The sequence below is a fragment of the Aestuariibaculum suncheonense genome, from assembly GCF_014596935.1.
In the GTDB taxonomy this organism is placed as follows: Bacteria; Bacteroidota; Bacteroidia; order Flavobacteriales; family Flavobacteriaceae; genus Aestuariibaculum; species Aestuariibaculum suncheonense.
This window is the reverse complement of the sequence record NZ_JACVXC010000003.1, coordinates 162,577-180,783: the sequence shown is the minus strand read 5'-3', so window position 1 is coordinate 180,783 and position 18,207 is coordinate 162,577. Positions and strand designations below refer to the sequence as shown.

Annotated in this window: 20 protein-coding genes; 12 read left to right on the top strand and 8 right to left on the bottom strand. The window is 34.0% G+C overall.

The annotated features are described in order from the left end of the window. From ICJ84_RS09150 to ICJ84_RS09140, 3 genes are all read right to left on the bottom strand, one after another. Positions 1-849, bottom strand: coding sequence for a universal stress protein (locus ICJ84_RS09150; protein WP_188216093.1), 849 nt, complete (start codon positions 847-849; stop codon positions 1-3). A gap of 134 nt (positions 850-983) precedes the next feature. Further along, a complete protein-coding gene (locus ICJ84_RS09145; protein WP_188216092.1) occupies positions 984-2,042 on the bottom strand; it encodes a response regulator in 1,059 nt (352 codons plus the stop codon). Next, positions 2,039-3,919, bottom strand: coding sequence for a sensor histidine kinase (locus ICJ84_RS09140; RefSeq protein WP_188216091.1), 1,881 nt, complete (start codon positions 3,917-3,919; stop codon positions 2,039-2,041). The genes ICJ84_RS09145 and ICJ84_RS09140 overlap by 4 nt, the downstream gene beginning before the upstream one ends. A gap of 147 nt (positions 3,920-4,066) precedes the next feature. Here ICJ84_RS09140 and ICJ84_RS09135 point away from each other — a divergent pair, with 147 nt between their 5' ends. From ICJ84_RS09135 to ICJ84_RS09090, 10 genes are all read left to right on the top strand, one after another. Then, entirely contained in the window at positions 4,067-4,456 is a 390-nt protein-coding gene (locus ICJ84_RS09135) for a hypothetical protein (RefSeq protein ID WP_241748731.1), read from the top strand. Between the two features lie 150 nt (positions 4,457-4,606). Then, complete coding sequence (locus tag ICJ84_RS09130) at positions 4,607-5,605, top strand: efflux RND transporter periplasmic adaptor subunit (RefSeq protein WP_241748730.1); 999 nt, start codon at positions 4,607-4,609, stop codon at positions 5,603-5,605. Continuing rightward, positions 5,605-6,867 (top strand): ABC transporter permease, encoded by a 1,263-nt coding sequence (locus tag ICJ84_RS09125; RefSeq protein WP_188216089.1) that lies wholly within the window; start codon positions 5,605-5,607, stop codon positions 6,865-6,867. The genes ICJ84_RS09130 and ICJ84_RS09125 overlap by 1 nt, the downstream gene beginning before the upstream one ends. Before the next feature lies 1 nt (position 6,868). Next, positions 6,869-7,543 carry an ABC transporter ATP-binding protein gene (locus tag ICJ84_RS09120; RefSeq protein WP_188216088.1) on the top strand — a complete coding sequence of 225 codons (675 nt, stop codon included), beginning with the start codon at positions 6,869-6,871 and terminating at the stop codon, positions 7,541-7,543. 74 nt (positions 7,544-7,617) lie between these two features. After that, on the top strand, positions 7,618-8,505 hold the full coding sequence (locus ICJ84_RS09115; RefSeq protein ID WP_188216087.1) for a DnaJ C-terminal domain-containing protein: 888 nt from the start codon (positions 7,618-7,620) through the stop codon (positions 8,503-8,505). After that, on the top strand, positions 8,505-8,801 hold the full coding sequence (locus tag ICJ84_RS09110; RefSeq protein WP_188216086.1) for a chaperone modulator CbpM: 297 nt from the start codon (positions 8,505-8,507) through the stop codon (positions 8,799-8,801). Before ICJ84_RS09115 ends, ICJ84_RS09110 begins: the two co-directional genes overlap by 1 nt. Positions 8,802-8,831: 30 nt before the next feature. Further along, a complete protein-coding gene (locus ICJ84_RS09105) occupies positions 8,832-9,419 on the top strand; it encodes a CDP-alcohol phosphatidyltransferase family protein (RefSeq protein ID WP_188216085.1) in 588 nt (195 codons plus the stop codon). A gap of 16 nt (positions 9,420-9,435) precedes the next feature. Beyond that, the gene (locus ICJ84_RS09100) at positions 9,436-10,656 is read left to right on the top strand and encodes a metallophosphoesterase (protein ID WP_188216084.1); all 1,221 of its coding nucleotides are present in this window, start codon (positions 9,436-9,438) and stop codon (positions 10,654-10,656) included. A gap of 138 nt (positions 10,657-10,794) precedes the next feature. Next, complete coding sequence (locus ICJ84_RS09095) at positions 10,795-11,292, top strand: nicotinate-nucleotide adenylyltransferase (RefSeq protein WP_188216083.1); 498 nt, start codon at positions 10,795-10,797, stop codon at positions 11,290-11,292. A 57-nt stretch (positions 11,293-11,349) separates the two neighbouring features. Next, on the top strand, positions 11,350-12,018 hold the full coding sequence (locus tag ICJ84_RS09090) for a BON domain-containing protein (protein WP_188216082.1): 669 nt from the start codon (positions 11,350-11,352) through the stop codon (positions 12,016-12,018). Positions 12,019-12,066: 48 nt separating this feature from the next. Here ICJ84_RS09090 and ICJ84_RS09085 read toward each other — a convergent pair whose 3' ends face one another. From ICJ84_RS09085 to ICJ84_RS09075, 3 genes are read right to left on the bottom strand one after another with little or no spacing between them, the layout of a single operon-like run. Then, positions 12,067-13,053, bottom strand: a complete 987-nt coding sequence (locus ICJ84_RS09085; protein WP_188216081.1) for an MlaD family protein — start codon at positions 13,051-13,053, stop codon at positions 12,067-12,069. An 11-nt stretch (positions 13,054-13,064) separates the two neighbouring features. Beyond that, positions 13,065-13,844, bottom strand: coding sequence for an ABC transporter ATP-binding protein (locus ICJ84_RS09080; protein ID WP_188216080.1), 780 nt, complete (start codon positions 13,842-13,844; stop codon positions 13,065-13,067). A 3-nt stretch (positions 13,845-13,847) separates the two neighbouring features. Next, positions 13,848-14,618 carry an MlaE family ABC transporter permease gene (locus tag ICJ84_RS09075; protein ID WP_188216079.1) on the bottom strand — a complete coding sequence of 257 codons (771 nt, stop codon included), beginning with the start codon at positions 14,616-14,618 and terminating at the stop codon, positions 13,848-13,850. Positions 14,619-14,837: 219 nt separating this feature from the next. Here ICJ84_RS09075 and ICJ84_RS09070 point away from each other — a divergent pair, with 219 nt between their 5' ends. Then, the gene (locus ICJ84_RS09070) at positions 14,838-15,434 is read left to right on the top strand and encodes a hypothetical protein (RefSeq protein ID WP_188216078.1); all 597 of its coding nucleotides are present in this window, start codon (positions 14,838-14,840) and stop codon (positions 15,432-15,434) included. Positions 15,435-15,514: 80 nt separating this feature from the next. Here the strand turns inward: ICJ84_RS09070 and ICJ84_RS09065 are convergent, their stop codons facing one another. Together ICJ84_RS09065 and ICJ84_RS09060 are read right to left on the bottom strand one after the other, a co-directional pair. Beyond that, positions 15,515-17,146, bottom strand: a complete 1,632-nt coding sequence (locus ICJ84_RS09065) for an ABC1 kinase family protein (protein ID WP_188216077.1) — start codon at positions 17,144-17,146, stop codon at positions 15,515-15,517. A 76-nt stretch (positions 17,147-17,222) separates the two neighbouring features. Continuing rightward, entirely contained in the window at positions 17,223-17,591 is a 369-nt protein-coding gene (locus tag ICJ84_RS09060; protein ID WP_188216076.1) for a hypothetical protein, read from the bottom strand. A 200-nt stretch (positions 17,592-17,791) separates the two neighbouring features. On the opposite strand from ICJ84_RS09060, the gene ICJ84_RS09055 reads away from it, so the two are divergent. Further along, positions 17,792-18,199 (top strand): CBS domain-containing protein, encoded by a 408-nt coding sequence (locus ICJ84_RS09055; RefSeq protein ID WP_188216075.1) that lies wholly within the window; start codon positions 17,792-17,794, stop codon positions 18,197-18,199. Positions 18,200-18,207 lie beyond the last annotated feature (8 nt).

Sequence of the window (18,207 nt, the reverse complement as noted above, 5' to 3'; positions counted from 1 at the left end):
TTAATTTTTTTCATGTAAGACTAAAAACGGTATTTGTGTGTGGTAGCTTATCTCTTCAACTTTTGAATGAAATAATATTTGCTGAAAATAATTTAGGTTTTTAGCAACCATACACATTAAATTAATATTTCGGCTATCGATAAAACACTGTACAGCGTCTTCAAGGCGTTTGTTGGTTAAATAGTGAATACTGGATTCGGTATTAATAAAATAATCTTCTAATAATTCGCGATTCTTCAATTGTTCTGTATTTAAATCGGTTTGGTTTTTATTGATGTGTAGAATACGCAATGAGGCCTTGTAGTTTTCAAGAATATCAAGTAGCGGTTGTAAAATTTGAATATTGTAATTCAGAGAAAAGTCACTTGGGAAAGCCACTTCTCTTATGTCAGTTAGAGTTGCTTTTTCAGGAACGGCTAATGTGTTACATTTCACTTTTTTAATTACATCTCCCGTATTACTGCCAACAATCATGGCGTTTAAACCTTCTGCGCCTTTGGTACCCATAACAATCAGGTCGATTTTTTTTTCTTCAACGTGTTGACGAATGGATTCTATAAAAAAATTATAGTCTGTAAGTACATAAAATTTATGATTGTTGTTATGAGCACATTCGGTAGATATACGTTTTAAAACCATACGCAATTGCTGTTTGGTAGGTTTTAAATACAAACGTTCTAAAACTTCTGTAGTAGCGATGTATGGTGAGCCATCTGTTATGTTACTGCTAACTCTATTTACATGCAACAGGTAAAACTGACAAGTTTCGTAAGCAAAGAAGTTAATGGCATACTTAATGGCATTCCATGCGTTTTCAGAGAAGTCCGTTGGCAAGAGTATATTTTTCATTTTAACATCATCTTTACCCGATTATCGAAATTTAAATACTTCTGATATTTCGAGCTTATTAGCTTATCTAATTTACAATGAAGTCATGATAGCTAAAATGATATTCATCATCTAAAAAAAAGTGGAGGTGTTGGTTATGAAATATTTTTTAACTTTTGAATATCGAGCACTTTAATGTTTCGTCCTTCGGCAGTTATGATGCCAAGTTTTTTAAATTCAGTCAGTGCTCGTATTAATGTTTCTGTAGCAATACCGGCAACGCTGGCTAAATCGTTTCGGGAAATTTTTATAGGATCTTCAGGCTTCCGATTGATTTTTTCAGCGAATTTTAAAATGGTTGCTGCCGTTTTTTTATTCACGGTACCATAGGCCATTTGAAGTAGTAAGCTTTTCGCTGATGACAAATCGTTGGATAGAAGTTCAATAAGAGCCAAGGCTATTTTATGATTTTTATCCAGTAATTCATTGAAATCAAGGATTGAAATTCCAGATAGTTGAGTGTTAGATATAGCTGCAGCAGTTTCTTTATGCGGGGCGTTATTGGTGAATGAGTTGTAGCCAAATAAATCATCTTCTTTATGGATTGCTGTAACCAGTTCCTTGCCTTTTTCGTCTATTCTATAGCATTTTACAGTACCGTAATTAATGAGATATATGAAGTTGGAATGATCCCCTTCGTGATAAATAATATCCTCTTCATGGAAGTTGAATATCTTACCATTGTCGTCAAAGAAGTTTTTCAAATCGTTAAGCGATTTTATTTCATTCTCATGTGCATGAACGGGTTCAATATGTTGGTTAAAATGGGGTGTCTCTTCTAAAATTGAAACTTTAGCCAGTCGGCTTTCAATGGCGCAAACAATATCGTCTTCTGTAAATGGTTTGGTTAAATAATCATCAGCACCAAGGTTCATGCCTTTTCTAATATCCTGATGTTCGGTTTTTGCAGATAAAAAGATAAACGGAATGTGTTTTGTTGTTTTGTGCTTGGATAAAGCCTCTAAGGCACCAAAGCCGTCAAGTACAGGCATCATAATATCACAAATAATAACATTTGGATGGTGTTTTTTAGCAAGTTCAACACCAGTTTTTCCATTAGCAGCTGTTATGACCTTGTAGTTTGATAATTCTAAAAGTTCAGCGGTGTTTTCTCTTAAAACGTTATCATCTTCTATTAATAAAACGGTTTTCATAGTTCTGCTGCGTTTGGAAAAGTTATACTGAATGTCGATCCTACATGTTCTTGAGTTTCAAAACAAATGGATCCGCCTAAATTTTCAATGTGGTTTTTAACAATATTTAATCCAATACCGGTACCTTGTGTGTTAAGTACATTTTCGGCTCTGAAATAGCGTTCAAAAATGTGTTTCTGGTCTTTTTCAGGAATGCCAATACCGTTATCTTTTACTTTTATGTGTGTATTGCTGCCATCCTGATGGACATATAAATCAATTGAGGTGCCTTTAGGGGAATATTTTATAGCATTGTAGAGCAGATTAGAGAGGATTAACTGAATGATTTTTTCGTCCTGATAAAGCGATAAATCGTCTATATTTTCAGGATATTTTATCTGCTGACCTTCTTTTAAGTGCATGTTGGCATCGTAAACAGCTTCATTTACCACCTTGCTGAGTTTAAAATCAGTGAATCGGTAATTTACTTTTCCTGTTTCTAATTTTTCAACCGATAAAAAGTCGTTAAGAATATTATTTAAAAAGTGTACTTTATCCTTTATGGTTTTAATGTGTTTGTTACGTTTGTCCTGATGTTCTTCCAATTGATACTTACCTAGCAATTCACAGGAGGTTAAAATGGCACTTAAAGGGGTTTTGAATTCATGAGACACTAGGGATAAAAAACTGGTTTTAAGTTCATTGAGTTCTTTTTCTTTGCTTAGAGCCTGTTTTAGCTGTTGTGTGCGTTCTTCTACTTTATGTTCTAGTTCGGTAGTGTAGTTCTTTCGTTCGGTGATATCTAAAATAATAGCTACAAAAACATTTTTATCGTTTAATACAGACGATTGCAGGTGGACTTCAACAGGATATTTGGAACCATCTTTTCGCTGGTGAACACTTTCAAACTCAATTTTTTCGATATGGGTTTTAAGCAATTGCTGAATGGTGTTTTTAAACTTTGCTTCGGTTTCAGGAGAAGTAATATTCAGAGGAGTCATGGTTTTTAATTCCTCCAGTGTGTAGCCTATATTTTTTTGAGCCCCGTAGTTGGCGTTGATGAATTTGAGTGTTTTCGATTCAAAAACATAAATTTCATTCAGTGATTCATCAAAAATGGAAGCTAGATGCAAACGTTCTTCTTCGGCAATTTTTTTTAAGGTAACATCATTCTGTATGGCAACAAAATTGGTAACATAACCTCTGGAATTTGTTATCGGGAACACATACATATCATTCCAGAACATACTGCCGTCTTTTCTGTAACTTCTTAAAGTAGCCTGACAACTTTCACCCATTAGCATGGCTTCTTTAAGTTTTTGTAGAGGTTTTTGATTTTGATCTTTTCTTTGTAAAAATTTAATGTTATGGTTCAGGATTTCATCGTCGGAATATCCGGTAAGAGTTTGAAAGGTTGAGTTGAAATAGATGATGGGATTGTCAGGTTTTAAGGCATCGGTAATAACGATACCGCTTTTAGCCGAATCTAAAGCCTGTGTACGCAACATCAGGTTTTTTTCAACTTCTTTTTTTTCAGAAATATCACTAATTAAAGCAATAACATAGCTTTTGTTACCACTCGTAAATGGATTCAGTTCGATCTCGACAGGGAATATAGAACCGTTTTTCTTTAGCCCAAAAATATCTGCAGATTCAGACATTTTACGGCGTTTACCTTCTTTTATGAACTGATCGAAATATTTTGAATGATTAGGATGATAAGTTGACGGAATAAGCACGTTTAGCGATTGACCAAGAAGTTCTTGTTTTGAATACCCAAACATCGTTTCAGATGCCGCATTCACCTCTTTCAAGACCTGATCACTATCTACAATAACAACACCCAGCGACACGGTTTCTAACAGAATGTTAAATATTTCTTGGTCTTGGTGAAACATAAAAATATGCTTTTGTTAAGGTCTATTAAAAATACAAAAAAAATGACCTTTTTATTTCAAAACGACTGATTAATATCATTATAAACATTCTAAGAATAATGTAATTTTAATAGTATAAATCGGGAAATGATGAAAACTCAAATGAAAATGACACATAAGCTTTACCAAAATCTTGGTAAACTGTTTTATGCTATGGCTTCTGCCGATGATTCCGTTAATAAGGCAGAATTCGATAAGTTGAAAGTTCTTGTGAAAAAGCATTGGTTGAATTTAGATAATCTTGAAGATGATTATGGTTCTGATGCCGCCTATGAGATTGAAATTGTTTTCGATTGGCTCAAAAGTCAGAAATATACCGATAACGATAGGTGTTTTAACGATTTTGTAGCCTACAAAAATTCACAACCTCATTTGTTTACGCCAAAGCTTAAAAAACTTATTCTTAAAACAGCCAATGCTATCGCCGCTGCATTTTCCGGAATTAATAAGTCGGAATTGATTATGATGGCCAAACTTGATTTGGAGCTGAAGAAATAATCTTATTTATACACTATAACTAAAAATTGCCGGTGGCTTATAAACACAATCATAGTAAACTTAATGATGATGAAATCGCCTTTAGTTTATTTTTCAATTCTTATGGTATTATCATGTTCCAGAAAACAGGATAAAATACAGCCTATAATAATGCCTTTAACAGAATCTGTGTATTGTTCCGTTACTGTTCAGCCAGATAGTTTATATCTTGTTTATAGCGTAGTTTCAGGCATTCTGGATGAAAATTTTATTGAAGAAGGTGATAATGTTTCTAAAAATCAGCAAATTATTCAAATTATAAATAGTACTCCAAAATTAAATGCTGAAACCGCTAAATTCAACTTAATACTGGCAAAGGAAAATTTTTCAGGAAAAGCAGCTGTCTTAAATGGTTTAAAAACTCAGATTAATGCTGCTCATCTGAAGTATGAAAACGATTCTGTCAATTATTTTAGACAAAAAAAACTTTGGGAACAGCATATTGGTTCTAAATCAGAGTATGATACTAAAAAGTTAAATTATGAGCTTTCGTATAATAATTTAATAACGCTTCGAAACAATTACGACAGAACCAAAAACGAATTGGAAGCAGCTTTAAAACAATCAGAAAACAATTATCAAAACGCCTTAATAATCAATAAAGATTTTACTGTTAAAAGTAAAATTAAAGGCAAAGTATATGCTTTATACAAAGAGCCGGGAGAAATTGTAACATCTTTAGAGCCGCTGGCTGCAATTGGTAGTGCGACTAATTTTATTATTGAAATGCTGGTTGACGAAGTTGACATTGTTAGTCTTGAAGTAGGACAGGAGGCTTTAATATATTTAGATGCTTACCAAGAACATGTTTTTAAGGGGCATGTATCAAAAATATATCCTAAAAAAGACGAACGCAATCAAACCTTTACCTTGGAAGCCGTTTTTGAAGAGGCCCCGGAGATCTTATATCCAGGGCTGTCAGGGGAGGCTAATATTATCATAGCTAAAAAGGATAGTGTCTTGGTAATACCTAAAGATTTTTTAACAGCTGATAATTATGTAAAGACCGATGATGGTTTTGTACCTGTTGTTACGGGACTTAAAAACATGGAATTTGTACAAATAATCTCAGGAATTACTAAAGAAACCTTGATTTATAAACCTGAATAATGGTAAACTGGGCCGTCATACTAAACATTTCAAAAACTCATTTGCTCACCAAAATTAAGCAAACAGCCACGGCCGCCCTAGGGGTTACTTTTGGTATTGGAGCTTATATTACTTTGGTATGTTTTATGACCGGCTTGAATGCGATGTTAGATAATTTAATTTTGAATCAGACACCGCATGTTCATATTTATAATGAAATAAAACCATCAGAAAAGCAACCTCTGACAATGTACGGCAATGTTAAGCAAAGTTTTAGCATTGTACATTCTGTTAAGCCTAAATTAAGTCAGAAGAATATTCATAATGCCTTACCAATTATAACTTACTTACGAAATAAAAAAGAAGTTCGAGGGGTATTACCGCAGGTTAAAACTCAAATTTTTTATATAGCCGGTTCTATAGAATTAGGTGGTAATCTTACAGGTATTAATCCTTTAGATGAAGCCGGGCTGTTTAATCTAGGAGATTATATTGTTGAAGGCTCGGCAGAAGCTTTACAAAATACTGATAATGGTATTTTATTAGGAATTGGCATAGCTGAAAAAATGGCTTTAAAGATTGGGGATCGTGTTCAGGTTAGCCCCATTAACGGTGGTGTTTTTCCGTTAAAAATAGTAGGGTTTTACCAAAGTGGAATAGCCGATTTAGATGCTGTTCAAAGCTTTACAAAAATAAAAACCGTCCAGCGTATTTTAGGCAGAACCAATAACTATATTACTGATATTAATGTAAAAATGTATGATATCGAGCAGGCAATTCCATTATCAAAAAAAATAGAACAGCAATTTAAACTTACAGCTGTTGATATTAAAACCGCCAATGCTCAATTTGAAACAGGAACGAAAATAAGAAACCTCATTACATATGCCGTATCAATAACATTACTTATTGTAGCAGGTTTTGGGGTTTACAACATTCTTAACATGTTGATTTATGAGAAAATGAATGATATTGCTATTTTAAAAGCTACAGGGTTCTCAGGGAAAGATGTACAGCTCATCTTTATGAGTCAGGCCATGATTATTGGATTTGTAGGAGGTATTTTAGGACTTTTAATAGGTTTGGGACTGGTAAGTATTATTGATACTATTCCTTTTAAAACAGAAGCTCTGCCAACGGTAGAAACGTATCCCATAAACTTAGACCCTGTGTTTTTTGTAATAGGTTTTTCTTTTGCCATGATATCCACATTTCTCGCGGGCTACTTGCCATCAAAAAAAGCAAGAAAAATAGATCCGGTTAAAATTATAAGAGGACAATAGCATGAGTATAGTATTAGAAGCCAGACATATCAATAAGTACTTCAAAAAACCGGTATTATTCCATGTTTTGAAGGATATCAATTTTCAAATTAAAAAAGGTGAGTTCGCTTCAATTATGGGGAAGTCGGGTTGTGGAAAGTCGACATTGCTTTATATTCTATCTACAATGGATACCGATTATGAAGGTGAATTATTTCTTAATAATCAATTAATTACCAATCAAAGCAGTGAACACTTGTCTGTTCTGCGTAACAAGCATATCGGATTTGTATTTCAGTTTCATTATTTATTATCGGAATTCACGGTTTTTGAAAATGTTATGCTTCCCGCGAAAAAACTGGGAGAAAAATCATTACAGGAAATAGAATATGATGCTTACGAGAAGTTAAAAAAGTTAAACATAGAGCATCTTGCTCAAAAACGAGCTTCAAGAATATCAGGAGGTGAAAAGCAGCGTGTAGCTATTGCCAGAGCTTTAATTAATAATCCTTCCATTATTATGGGAGACGAGCCTACGGGTAATTTAGATAGTTATAATGCTGAAAACGTGTTTAATATATTTAAGCAATTGACTGACGAGCAGGGTTTGTCGCTTTTAATCGTGACGCATGATGAAGATTTTGCCAATAAAACGCATCGTATTATACAGATGGCGGATGGTGAAATAGTTGTTTAAAGTTCTAAATGATTTATATCATTTTTATTAACTTATAAAGGTGTTAACTTTCTACCTAAAGATATAAAAATAACATGGCTTTTATAGATTATTATAAAATACTGGGTATTCCCAAAACGGCTTCAGAAAGTGATATAAAAAAAGCCTATCGCAAGTTGGCAAGAAAATACCATCCGGATTTAAATCCCAATGATAAAGTTGCAGAGGCTAAATTTAAGGAGATTAATGAGGCTAATGAAGTGCTGAGCGATGCTGATAATCGGAAAAAATACGATCAGTATGGCGAGCATTGGCAACATGCAGAGGAATACGAAAAAGCAAAACAGCAGGAGCAATACCATAGACAATACCAGGGTGATAGCGAACGCTATTCGGAAGAAGATTTTTCAGAGTTTTTTGAAAATATGTTTGGGGGAGCATCAGCAGGAAGTCATGGTAGGCAAGTAAAATTTAGGGGGCAGGATTTTAATGCCACATTACAACTCAATTTAAATGACGTTTACACCACGCATAAGCGCACCTTAACGGTAAACAATAAAAATATTAGAATTACTATTCCGGCAGGTGTAGAAAACGGACAAATTATAAAAATTAAAGGTCACGGTGGTCAAGGTATCAATGGTGGCCCCAATGGCGATTTATATATTCAGTTTGTTATTGAAAATCATTCTAAATTCAAAAGAGATAAAGATGATTTATATGTTACAGTAGACCTCGATTTGTATAAAGCCTTATTGGGGGGAGAGCTTATGGTAGATACCTTTAACGGTAAAGTGAAGCTGAATATTAAACCCGAGACACAAAGTGGAACAAAAGTGAAACTGAAAGGTAAAGGGTTTCCTAAATACAGAAAAGAAGGACAGTTTGGTGATTTGATTATTACGTATCAGATTAAATTACCAACCAAATTATCAGAAAAAGAAAAAGCATTATTAAACCAGTTACAAAACTTAAGAGCCTAATGGAAACAACCGATTTAATAGAGGTACACGTGGTTTGCAAACATTATAAAATTCCGGAAACGTTTATAAATACCCTAAAGGAATTTGAACTGATAGAATTAACAGTTCTGAAGAATGAATTTTTTATTCATAGAACAGAATTACAAAAGGTTGAAAAAATAGCGCGGTTGCATTATGATTTAGAAATAAACATGGAAGGAATCGATGCTATTTATAATTTATTAGAACAAGTCAATACCCTAAAAAAGGAAATTACCAATTTGAATAACAGATTGCGTTTATATGAAGATTTATAGAAGATAGAACCCTTATAAAAAAAAGAACCCATGCTCACTTTTAAAAACTTCAATATTGCTGATTGGCTGTCGTTTTACCGAATTGCAGCAGCTCCGTTTTTATTGGTGTTGATCGCATTGGATGTGCGCCAGATTTTTACCTGGTTATTATTGATAAGTTATTTAACCGATGCGCTGGATGGCTATTTGGCTCGAAAACTTCAAATTACCAGTCCCAGAGGCTCACAGCTAGATTCATTTGGAGATCAAATGACCTTAATTGTTGGACTGATTGGCTTGTTTTATTTTGAAACACGTTTTATCAAAACCAACTTAGTTATTATCCTTCTGGCTTTTATTCCGTATATCGCTCAAATGCTTATCGCGTATTTCAAATATGGTAAAGCAACGGCGTTTCATACTTATTTGGCTAAGCTTTCTGCCATACTTCAAAGCATATTCATTTTGTTTTCCTTGTTTTTTTATCCGGAAAGCATTTTGTTTTATGTTATGATTATTATCGGTGTTTTAGAAACGATTGAAGAAATAGCACTCATTTTTATGTATGATAACTGGGCCTCGGACGTCAAAGGCATATACTGGGCGTTAAGAGATAAACGCAGGCTGAAAACCGAATGATTTAAACCTAAAAGCTATGCGTAGCTATTCGTTATTCACCATATTGTTGTTGTGTCTGGCTATTTTATTGGTAGATGTATTGTCGTTCTACTGGCTTCAGAATATCACAACATTAATTACCTCTTCATTTTTAAAAAACAGTATTTTTATATTGTTCTGGTGTTTTACTATTGGTTTAGTAACTTCAATTATTATACTTAAAGTCACTTTAGATGATATCAACCCAAGACGAAAACAGCTTTTGGTGTCTAGACTTTATGGCCTTACGGTATTATCATTTATTCCTAAAATAGTATTCGTCATCATGATATCCGTTCTGTATTTCGGAAAGGTGATTTTAACAGAACAAGAGTCTTTAATTATGGTACCTATAGTAGGATTGTTATCCGGAATATTGCCATTTTTAGCTATCGTTTATGCCATTTTTAAGGCTGTGTATCATTTTAAAGTGTATAAACACAAGCTATACTTCAAGCAGTTGCCCGAGGCTTTTGCAGGACTCACCATTGTGCAGATTTCCGATTTGCATCTTGGTGGATTTAACAAACGCTACAAGGTGTTAGATAAGGCGGTTGTACTCATTAATAATTTACATCCCGATTATATTTTTTTTACTGGCGATTTGGTGAATAATTACGCCTGGGAACTTGTAGGTTGGGATACCATATTTAATAAATTACTGGCTAAACAAGGGAAGTATGCCGTTTTAGGAAATCACGATTATGGTGATTATTCAAAATGGAATTCAAAAGCTGAAAAGCAGGATAACGTTAATAAAATCAAGCAATTTTATAAAGATGTTGGTTTTAAATTGTTATGCAATACATCTGATATCATTCATAAAGATTATGAACAGCTTGCCATTGTAGGTGTGGAAAACTGGGGAGCACCTCCGTTTAAGCAATATGGAAATTTAGAGGAAGCCTTAAAAGCGTCAAGTCATATTCCTTTTAAGATATTATTGTCCCACGACCCCAGCCATTGGGAGCAGGAGGTCATCACTAAAACCAATATCGCCTTAACTTTATCTGGACATACACATGGTATGCAATTGGGATTAAAATACAAAAACAAGACCTGGAGTCCCATAAAATACAAATATAAACATTGGGCAGGATTGTACAGTAGTGGAGACCAATACCTTTATGTGAACAGGGGGTTGGGATGGATTGGTTTTCCGGGCAGATTAGGTATGCGTCCTGAAATCACCTATATCGAACTTCACTCAACTTTATAGCCTAATAAATCCTTTAATTCTTATGGTATAACATCTTTAAAATCAGTTTTAAAAAATCATTTAAAACTGATGAGCGTCATTTTACATTTAGGTTTATATGAATAGATTTAATTGTATTAATCCATAAAGATTAAAGTCATGAAAAATATTATTATTGGTTTGTTTATACTGGGATTAACCACCTCAATTTACGCCCAAGTCCCCATTCAATTACCAGAAGTTGTTATCGTGCATAACTACAAATATTTGGATGCTACGGGCTCAAGAGATTTAGCTATAGATGTTGAGAAATTAGAATTAAAAGTCAGCGATTTTAATGTTAAAGATTTAGACATTTATTCTGAAGATAACGAGTATTACGAAGTGTTTTTTATTATTCCGAAAGGAAAAATATTAGCCACTTACGATCATGAAAGTACCCTGTTAAGAACTGCCGAAAGATTCAAAAATATTGATTTACCTGAAGATGTAAAACAAGCTGTAGCTGAAAGATTTCCACAATGGAAGTTGTCTAAAAACGTATATCTGGTAAATTATTACGAGCCCGATAACATTAAAAAATTATACAAAATCACTTTAGAAAACGGAGATAAACACATTAGAGTAAAAATAGATGATCATGGTGATTTTATGTAAAAACAACCGTGGTTTTAAAATACGTTTGTTCATTTAAAAACTTAAAATATTATAATTATGAAAACAGATTCTCAAATAAAACAAGATGTGCTGGACGAATTAGCCTGGCAATCTAACATAGACGAAACTCAAATAGGGGTTATCGTTAAAAATGGCGTGGTAACGCTTAATGGCGTGGTTGATACTTATGCTAAAAAAATTGCTGCAGAGCGTGCTGCTAAAAGTGTGTTTGGTGTTAAGGCAGTTGCAGAAGATATTGAAGTTGATTTTAAAATGGGTCAGGGAAAATCGGACACCGACATAGCGACAGCAGTGGTTAACGTTTTAAAATGGAACGCTTCGCTTCCAGAAGATAAAATTCAGATAAAGGTTGAAAATGCCTGGGTATATTTAACTGGGGAAGTGGAATGGTCTTTTCAAAAAAATGCGGCTAAAATTGCTGTTGAAAATCTGCATGGTGTTAAAGGTGTTGTAAATAACATCGTTATTAAACAACGTGTTGAGCCGGTAGAAGTTAAAGACAGAATAACCAAGGCATTTGAAAGATCAGCTGACCTCGAAGCGAAAAATATTAAGATAGAGGTTGATGGAGGTGTGGTAACCCTAAGTGGAACCGTGCATTCTATTACAGAAAAAGAAGAGGCGCGTAGAGCAACGTTTTTTGCACCAGGTGTAACTAAGGTTATTAATAATTTGAAAGTTAAATTCTATCCAGAATACGCCTAAGTTTAATGAAAGCAACCAGAAGCATGATTTTATTTTAAGGTCATGCTTCTAGTTGCTTTGTTGCTCGGCTTTCTTCTGTTGGCGTTCTAATTTTCTAAAATAGCCTCTTGTTAGAAAATTATGTTTCAGAGCTTCCATATTCTGGTTAAAATTATCGGTGCCTTCATTAATGTTTTTTATAGACTGCTCCAGATTTTTCACAAATTCTTCATCATTAAAAAGATAATTAATTGCACCATTACTGGTTTTGTAGTCGGTAATGGTCTCGTTTAGGTTGTTAATAACGGCTTTAATATCTTCGGTAGAGGTTTCTAAATTGGTGAGTACGGCACTTACTTTCTGAGCTTCAACAGAATCACCAAGCAATTTACCAGCGACACTTTCATCAAAATTTACCGAATTTATAATGGAACTGAGCGCTTTCATACTGTTATTGGCTTCCAAACTCATAATGCGCAACTCATTAACGGTCTGCTTAAGGTTTGAGGCTACAAGTGTGTCGTTAATTAACATACCTAAAGTGCCTTTACTGCTTGAAATATCATTGGCTATATTTAGTAATTTAACTGTTAATAATGCAGCATTTTCATTAGTGACATTCAAGGTGTTCAGCATTTCACTGGTGCCGATTTTAGTATAGGTTTCTATCACATCTCCCGAAGAAATCATATCAGCATCACCTTTACCGGGAATGATATTTACAATCATATTTCCCACTAAACCATCGGTGCCTATGGTGGCTATGGCATCTTTTTTAATGTGTTGTACCATTTTTTCATCAATCGCCATATTGACGTTAATCGTGGAATCGTTTATCATGAAAATGGTTTTTACAGTACCTATATTAATGCCGGAATATCGCACGTTATTGCCTTGCATCAATCCGTTTACATTGGTGAAATTCGCACTAATGGTAAAGGTTTTTACAAACATATTTTGTCGGTTACCAATTAAATACACTGCGATAACAAACAGTAGTAAACCGAGGATAACGAAGATGCCCAGCCTTAGTTTTTCATTATTGGTCTTTCTCATGGCTTTAAAATTTATTTAAAGAATGCTTTTACATTTTTATCTGTAGAGGCTTTTAAAGCCTCAAAAGTACCTTCGGCATAATTAACACCGTCTACCAGAAGTATCATCCGTTCTGATACCACTCGAGCGCAATCCACATCATGTGTTATGATAAGTGATGATGTTTTATATTGCTGTTGTACCCGACGCATAAGTTCAATAATCTCTTTCGAGGTAATCGGGTCGAGTCCACTCGTAGGTTCATCGTATAAAATAATTTTTGGTTTTAATATTAATGCCCTTGCTAAAGCGACACGCCGCTGCATGCCTCCTGATAGTTCCGAAGGCATTAAATCTATGGTGTTCTCTAATCCCACACTTTTCAAAGCTTCTAAAACCAAGGGTTCGGTATCAGTAATGTTTCCAAATTTGTGTTTGTGGCGTCGTAGCGGAAACTCTAAATTTTCGCGTACCGTCATAGAGTCGTAAAGCGCACTTCCTTGAAACAGAAACCCTATTTCTGTTCGTAGTTTGTCTAAATCCATGCGATTAAGTGCATTAATATCCTGACCCATTACGGTAATACTGCCAGAATCTGGTAACATTAACCCTACAAGACATTTTACCATAACCGACTTTCCTGCGCCTGATTTACCCATAATCACCAGATTTTCGCCTTCAAATAGTTTTAGATTGAACCCGTTCAGAACCGCTTTATTTCCGAAGGATTTTTTTAAATTCTTTATTTCCAGAATAGGCGTTCTGGTACTTAGGTTAATTGTTGTGTCTGATATATTTAGAGGTTCATTCATAATTTAAATTTCAAAAAAGATATCGGTAATAAACACGGCTACAAAGTCAATGATGAAGAGTAGCATAGATGAAAATACAACGGCAGAATTGGCAGCCAAACCAACACCAACCGTGCCTTTTTCACAATAATAGCCTTTAAAGCATCCAACCAGTCCAATGGCAAAACCGAAAAAAAAGGTTTTAATCGTTGCAGGAATCAAATCTCCAAAAGCTAAGGCATCGAAGACTTTATTGAAATATAGCAGGAAGGAGACATCGCCTTTTAAATTTTCAATAATATAAGAGCCGTAGAGCGCAATGGTATCGCCTAAAATAACTAAAATGGGTAACATGAGGGTTGAGGCGAGTACTCGGGTGACCACCAGAAATTTAAAGGGATTCGTGCCTGAAACTTCCATGGCATCAATCTGCTCGGTTACTCGCATGGAGCCTAATTCGGCACCAATGCCAGAAGCTATGCGTCCTGCAAAGGTTAAAGCTATAATAACCGGACCGATTTCTCGAATAATGGAAATACTAACCATAGAAGGCATCCAGGATTCAGCTCCAAATTCTTCGAGGGTAGGTCGGGTTTGTAAGGTGATTACCAATCCAATAATAAAACCGGTAACACCAACTAATAATAACGAGCGATTTCCGATATTATAGCATTGTTTTAGTAACTCATTAAACTCAAACGGTTTGTTAAACAGTTCTTTAAAAAACCTTTTGGTGAAATAAGTGAGTTCACCAATTTCAAGGAAAAACGCTTTTATTTTATTTGGCTTTTGCATAACCCGTTTTTATATACTTAAAGTTATAATAGCATTAACAATTATAAAATGATTAAAATCATGTAGTTAATTTGATTAAGTTACTAAAATTAAGTGTAAAATAAATAGTACATGGTTTAAAATTAAATCTTTTGTGTTGGCTTTATCAAAACTGATATTCCTCATTGTATGCCTCTTCTTTTGTTTCGATATTTAATTAGGATAATAAATTACAAGATCATGAAAAACAAGGATATTCATTTTGTCGATAAGGTTATTGAAGCGCTTAGAAAATCGGCTACAGAACTTGAGGAATGTCAGGTACAGGCTGCTTTAGGAAAAGCAGAAGCTCAAGATAAATATGAAGCGGTTAAAAAGAAATTTAATCAGTTTATTCACGATAACGAATTCAGAATTCAGGATGTAAAAGGTAAAATAGAAGAATTACATACTAAATTCGATGAACTTCGGGTGCAATTGGCATTAGGGAAAGCCGAAACCAAAGATGCTTTTAAAAAACAAAAAAAGCAATTGCTTAGCATTATACACGAGATTGAAACGAAAATTAAAACCAATGAGACTTTAAATAGGATGTATGCTTTAACCCTTATTGAAATTGAGCAATTTAAAATTCAGCTGGAGATTTTAGAACAAAAATTTAATAGTAAAAAGCCAGAAGCCAAAACGGCGTTTGAGCAAGGTAAAAAAGAGTTCAATTCATTTATAGATAGGTTTAAAGGTAAATATGCAAAGAAGGAAGAAACCAAAATGGAGCATTTTCAAAACGAAATTTCAGAAGCCTTTAATCATTTTAAAAAGGCGTTTTCCATGTCTTAAACTATAATGGAATTTGAACAAACAAAGCACGACTAAAATCGTGCTTTGTTTGTTTTAAATAATTAATGTTTTTGATAAAGTTAATAGTCGTAATCACCTTTTTTTATGTTAGTTATCATTCCAAATCCTAATATAATAGCTAAAAGAAAACAGATAATACCCAAAACAGAAAGGCCATGATAGAGCGGAATAATTTTAAAGGCAATAAACAACGATGCACCAACAATTAACGCCAGCATAATAAAGGCTGTAATTAACTGTTTGGTTATTCTTTGAAGGGTGTGTACCACAGGATCAATTCCTTTATGGGTTATGTCTACTTTTATTTGACCAGAGTTTATTTTTCTAATGGCATTTTTTAAATCCATCGGAAAATCTTCCATATAATCGGCAAGTTCAACGACAGCATTTAGTACTTTTTTTCCCATTTTTATAGGGTTGTATTTTTTGGTTGCGCTGGCTTTTAAATAAGGCTTTACAATTTCAAATTGTTCTAAGTTAGGATCTAATTTTTCAATAACCCCTTCAATCGTAACCAAAGAACGCGCGAAGAGGAAGAAGTAGGTTGGGACTTTTAATCCGTGAGCTATAATAATATCTTTCAGTTCTAAGAGTACGGTGCTCATTTCGTTATCATGAATATCTCTGACATAATATTTTTCGACAAATTCATTAATATCAAATTCTAAATCTCTTTGGTTTAAAATAGGCGCATTATTAGAAAGCATTTGTAATGCTTTAATTATTTTTTTTACATCTTTATCGGTAATGGCTATAAATAATTTTCCGAAGATACTTATGTCTCTGGGTAGCATACTGCCCATCATGCCAAAGTCCAGATAACAAATATGATTATTAGGAAGGACTAGTAAATTACCAGGGTGCGGATCGGCGTGAAAGAAGCCATACTCAAAAATTTGTTTAAAGTAGCTGATACTTAAGCGTCGGGCAATGATTTTAGTGTCTATATTTTTAGATTTTAACTTGGCTATTCGGTCTATTTTAATACCAGATACGAATTCTAAAGCTAATACTTTAGAGGTTGTAAATTCCTGATATACTTTGGGCGCTTTGGCAAACTGTTCTAGAGAATGATCGCTTTTTAGATTATTATAGAAGCGTTGCACGTTGATGGATTCATGAATAAAATCGAGTTCTTTTAGAATAGATGCTTCAAAATTTTTAACCAGTCCAACGGGATCGAAACTTTTTAAAGAAGGAATTCTGTGCTCCAAAACCCTTGCTATTTTGTACATCACTTTAATGTCTTCAATAATTACATCGTAAATACCGGCACGCTGAATTTTTAAAGCAATACGCTGTCCGGAGTGTAAAGTTACTTTATGCACCTGCGCCATAGATGCCGATGCAAAAGGCGTAGGTTCAAACCAGGCAAACAGGTGTTCAACTGAATTTTTAAGTTCTGTTTCTACAACGCTTTTAGCGACGTTTTCATGCATAGGAGGGACGTTATCCTGTAGCTTTTCAAGCTCGAAGGTGAGTTCTAAAGGCACTAAATCGGGGCGATTACTTAAAATCTGACCAAATTTTACAAAAGTGGGGCCGAGTTCTTCGCATACCAAGCGCATTTTAGCCCATTTACTGTATTGAGCCACATGTTTTTTTGTACTGTTTGGAATGAATTTTTGAATGAAGGTATAATGTCTGTTTTCTTCCAGATATTGCACCAAATCTTCAAAACCATATTTCATCAAGACTTTTAGTATCTGATTATATCTGGAAAAGGATTTAATTCGTTTTACTATGTCAATTACAAACCCCATGGTGTTAAGCTTCCATTTTGTTAAGTCTGGCTTCTAGAAGTGCTATGGCTTGATCTAGCTTTTCAATCTTTTCGTTTAAAGCTTTAATTTCATCTAAATGCGCCACATTGATTTTTTTATAAAACTTAGCTACCAATTCTTCAATTTTGGCATCTAGTTTGTTTTTAAGTTCGTGAGTTTTCAAGAAGATTTTATCCATAAACTCCAATTCGTTGCCGTTTTCATCTAAAGCCGATTCTGCCATGACTTTGTTGATGTTGTCTTTTCCTTTTTCAGAATACTCATTTAACTTTTCTAAAAATTTAGTATCACGTGCCAAAACATAAATACTGGAACTTAAAGTGAGTAGTTCTATTATGGTTTTAGTTTTCATGTTTAATTGTTTTGTATCGTAATTTGAAGTATTTAATGGTTATTTCAATATGCTTTAAAAGCTTGTAAATGGCGATTATATATAGCTTGTCCCGATATTAAATGTATTAACAATTTCCCGTATTTAACATGATATATATCATGTTGAAATTGTGCTTAAAACGTTAATTTTAAGTGTTTGACGCATTAAATATTTACGCCATGAAAACCAATTCAATAGTATTAGTAATGACAAAAGATGTGGTTACGGTGTCACCTAATCAAGATCTTTTAGATGTGAAGCATATTTATGAAAAAGATAAATGGCATCATCATATTCCCGTGGTAGAGCATGATGAATTAGTTGGGATGGTAAGTTTGGTAGATTTCATGTACAACATCGTTGGTGCCGGAATAAATGACAATCATGAGGTGTACAAAAACCTTAAGGTTAAAGATATTATGACAGCAAAACCATTCTACTTAACCACCAGTGACAGTGTCGAAGATGTCGCCAAAGTATTATCTACAGAGTATTACCATGCAGTGCCTGTTTTAGAGGGTAATAAATTGGTGGGGATTGTTTCCACCGCCGATGTTATTAATTATTACTTAAAGAAAGCAGTGTAGTTCGGTAG

Excerpts from the sequence above, each read along its gene's own strand:
- ICJ84_RS09090 (WP_188216082.1), top strand. The coding sequence starts at position 11,350 with ATGAAAACAGATTCTCAAATAAAACAAGATGTGCTGGACGAATTAGCC.
- ICJ84_RS09095 (WP_188216083.1), top strand. The coding sequence starts at position 10,795 with ATGAAAAATATTATTATTGGTTTGTTTATACTGGGATTAACCACCTCA.
- ICJ84_RS09085 (WP_188216081.1), bottom strand. The coding sequence starts at position 13,053 with ATGAGAAAGACCAATAATGAAAAACTAAGGCTGGGCATCTTCGTTATC.
- ICJ84_RS09065 (WP_188216077.1), bottom strand. The coding sequence starts at position 17,146 with ATGAAATATGGTTTTGAAGATTTGGTGCAATATCTGGAAGAAAACAGA.
- ICJ84_RS09125 (WP_188216089.1), top strand. The coding sequence starts at position 5,605 with ATGGTAAACTGGGCCGTCATACTAAACATTTCAAAAACTCATTTGCTC.
- ICJ84_RS09070 (WP_188216078.1), top strand. The coding sequence starts at position 14,838 with ATGAAAAACAAGGATATTCATTTTGTCGATAAGGTTATTGAAGCGCTT.
- ICJ84_RS09140 (WP_188216091.1), bottom strand. The coding sequence starts at position 3,919 with ATGTTTCACCAAGACCAAGAAATATTTAACATTCTGTTAGAAACCGTG.
- ICJ84_RS09060 (WP_188216076.1), bottom strand. The coding sequence starts at position 17,591 with ATGAAAACTAAAACCATAATAGAACTACTCACTTTAAGTTCCAGTATT.
- ICJ84_RS09130 (WP_241748730.1), top strand. The coding sequence starts at position 4,607 with ATGCCTTTAACAGAATCTGTGTATTGTTCCGTTACTGTTCAGCCAGAT.
- ICJ84_RS09080 (WP_188216080.1), bottom strand. The coding sequence starts at position 13,844 with ATGAATGAACCTCTAAATATATCAGACACAACAATTAACCTAAGTACC.
- ICJ84_RS09150 (WP_188216093.1), bottom strand. The coding sequence starts at position 849 with ATGAAAAATATACTCTTGCCAACGGACTTCTCTGAAAACGCATGGAAT.
- ICJ84_RS09100 (WP_188216084.1), top strand. The coding sequence starts at position 9,436 with ATGCGTAGCTATTCGTTATTCACCATATTGTTGTTGTGTCTGGCTATT.
- ICJ84_RS09105 (WP_188216085.1), top strand. The coding sequence starts at position 8,832 with ATGCTCACTTTTAAAAACTTCAATATTGCTGATTGGCTGTCGTTTTAC.
- ICJ84_RS09120 (WP_188216088.1), top strand. The coding sequence starts at position 6,869 with ATGAGTATAGTATTAGAAGCCAGACATATCAATAAGTACTTCAAAAAA.
- ICJ84_RS09135 (WP_241748731.1), top strand. The coding sequence starts at position 4,067 with ATGACACATAAGCTTTACCAAAATCTTGGTAAACTGTTTTATGCTATG.
- ICJ84_RS09145 (WP_188216092.1), bottom strand. The coding sequence starts at position 2,042 with ATGAAAACCGTTTTATTAATAGAAGATGATAACGTTTTAAGAGAAAAC.
- ICJ84_RS09055 (WP_188216075.1), top strand. The coding sequence starts at position 17,792 with ATGAAAACCAATTCAATAGTATTAGTAATGACAAAAGATGTGGTTACG.
- ICJ84_RS09115 (WP_188216087.1), top strand. The coding sequence starts at position 7,618 with ATGGCTTTTATAGATTATTATAAAATACTGGGTATTCCCAAAACGGCT.
- ICJ84_RS09110 (WP_188216086.1), top strand. The coding sequence starts at position 8,505 with ATGGAAACAACCGATTTAATAGAGGTACACGTGGTTTGCAAACATTAT.
- ICJ84_RS09075 (WP_188216079.1), bottom strand. The coding sequence starts at position 14,618 with ATGCAAAAGCCAAATAAAATAAAAGCGTTTTTCCTTGAAATTGGTGAA.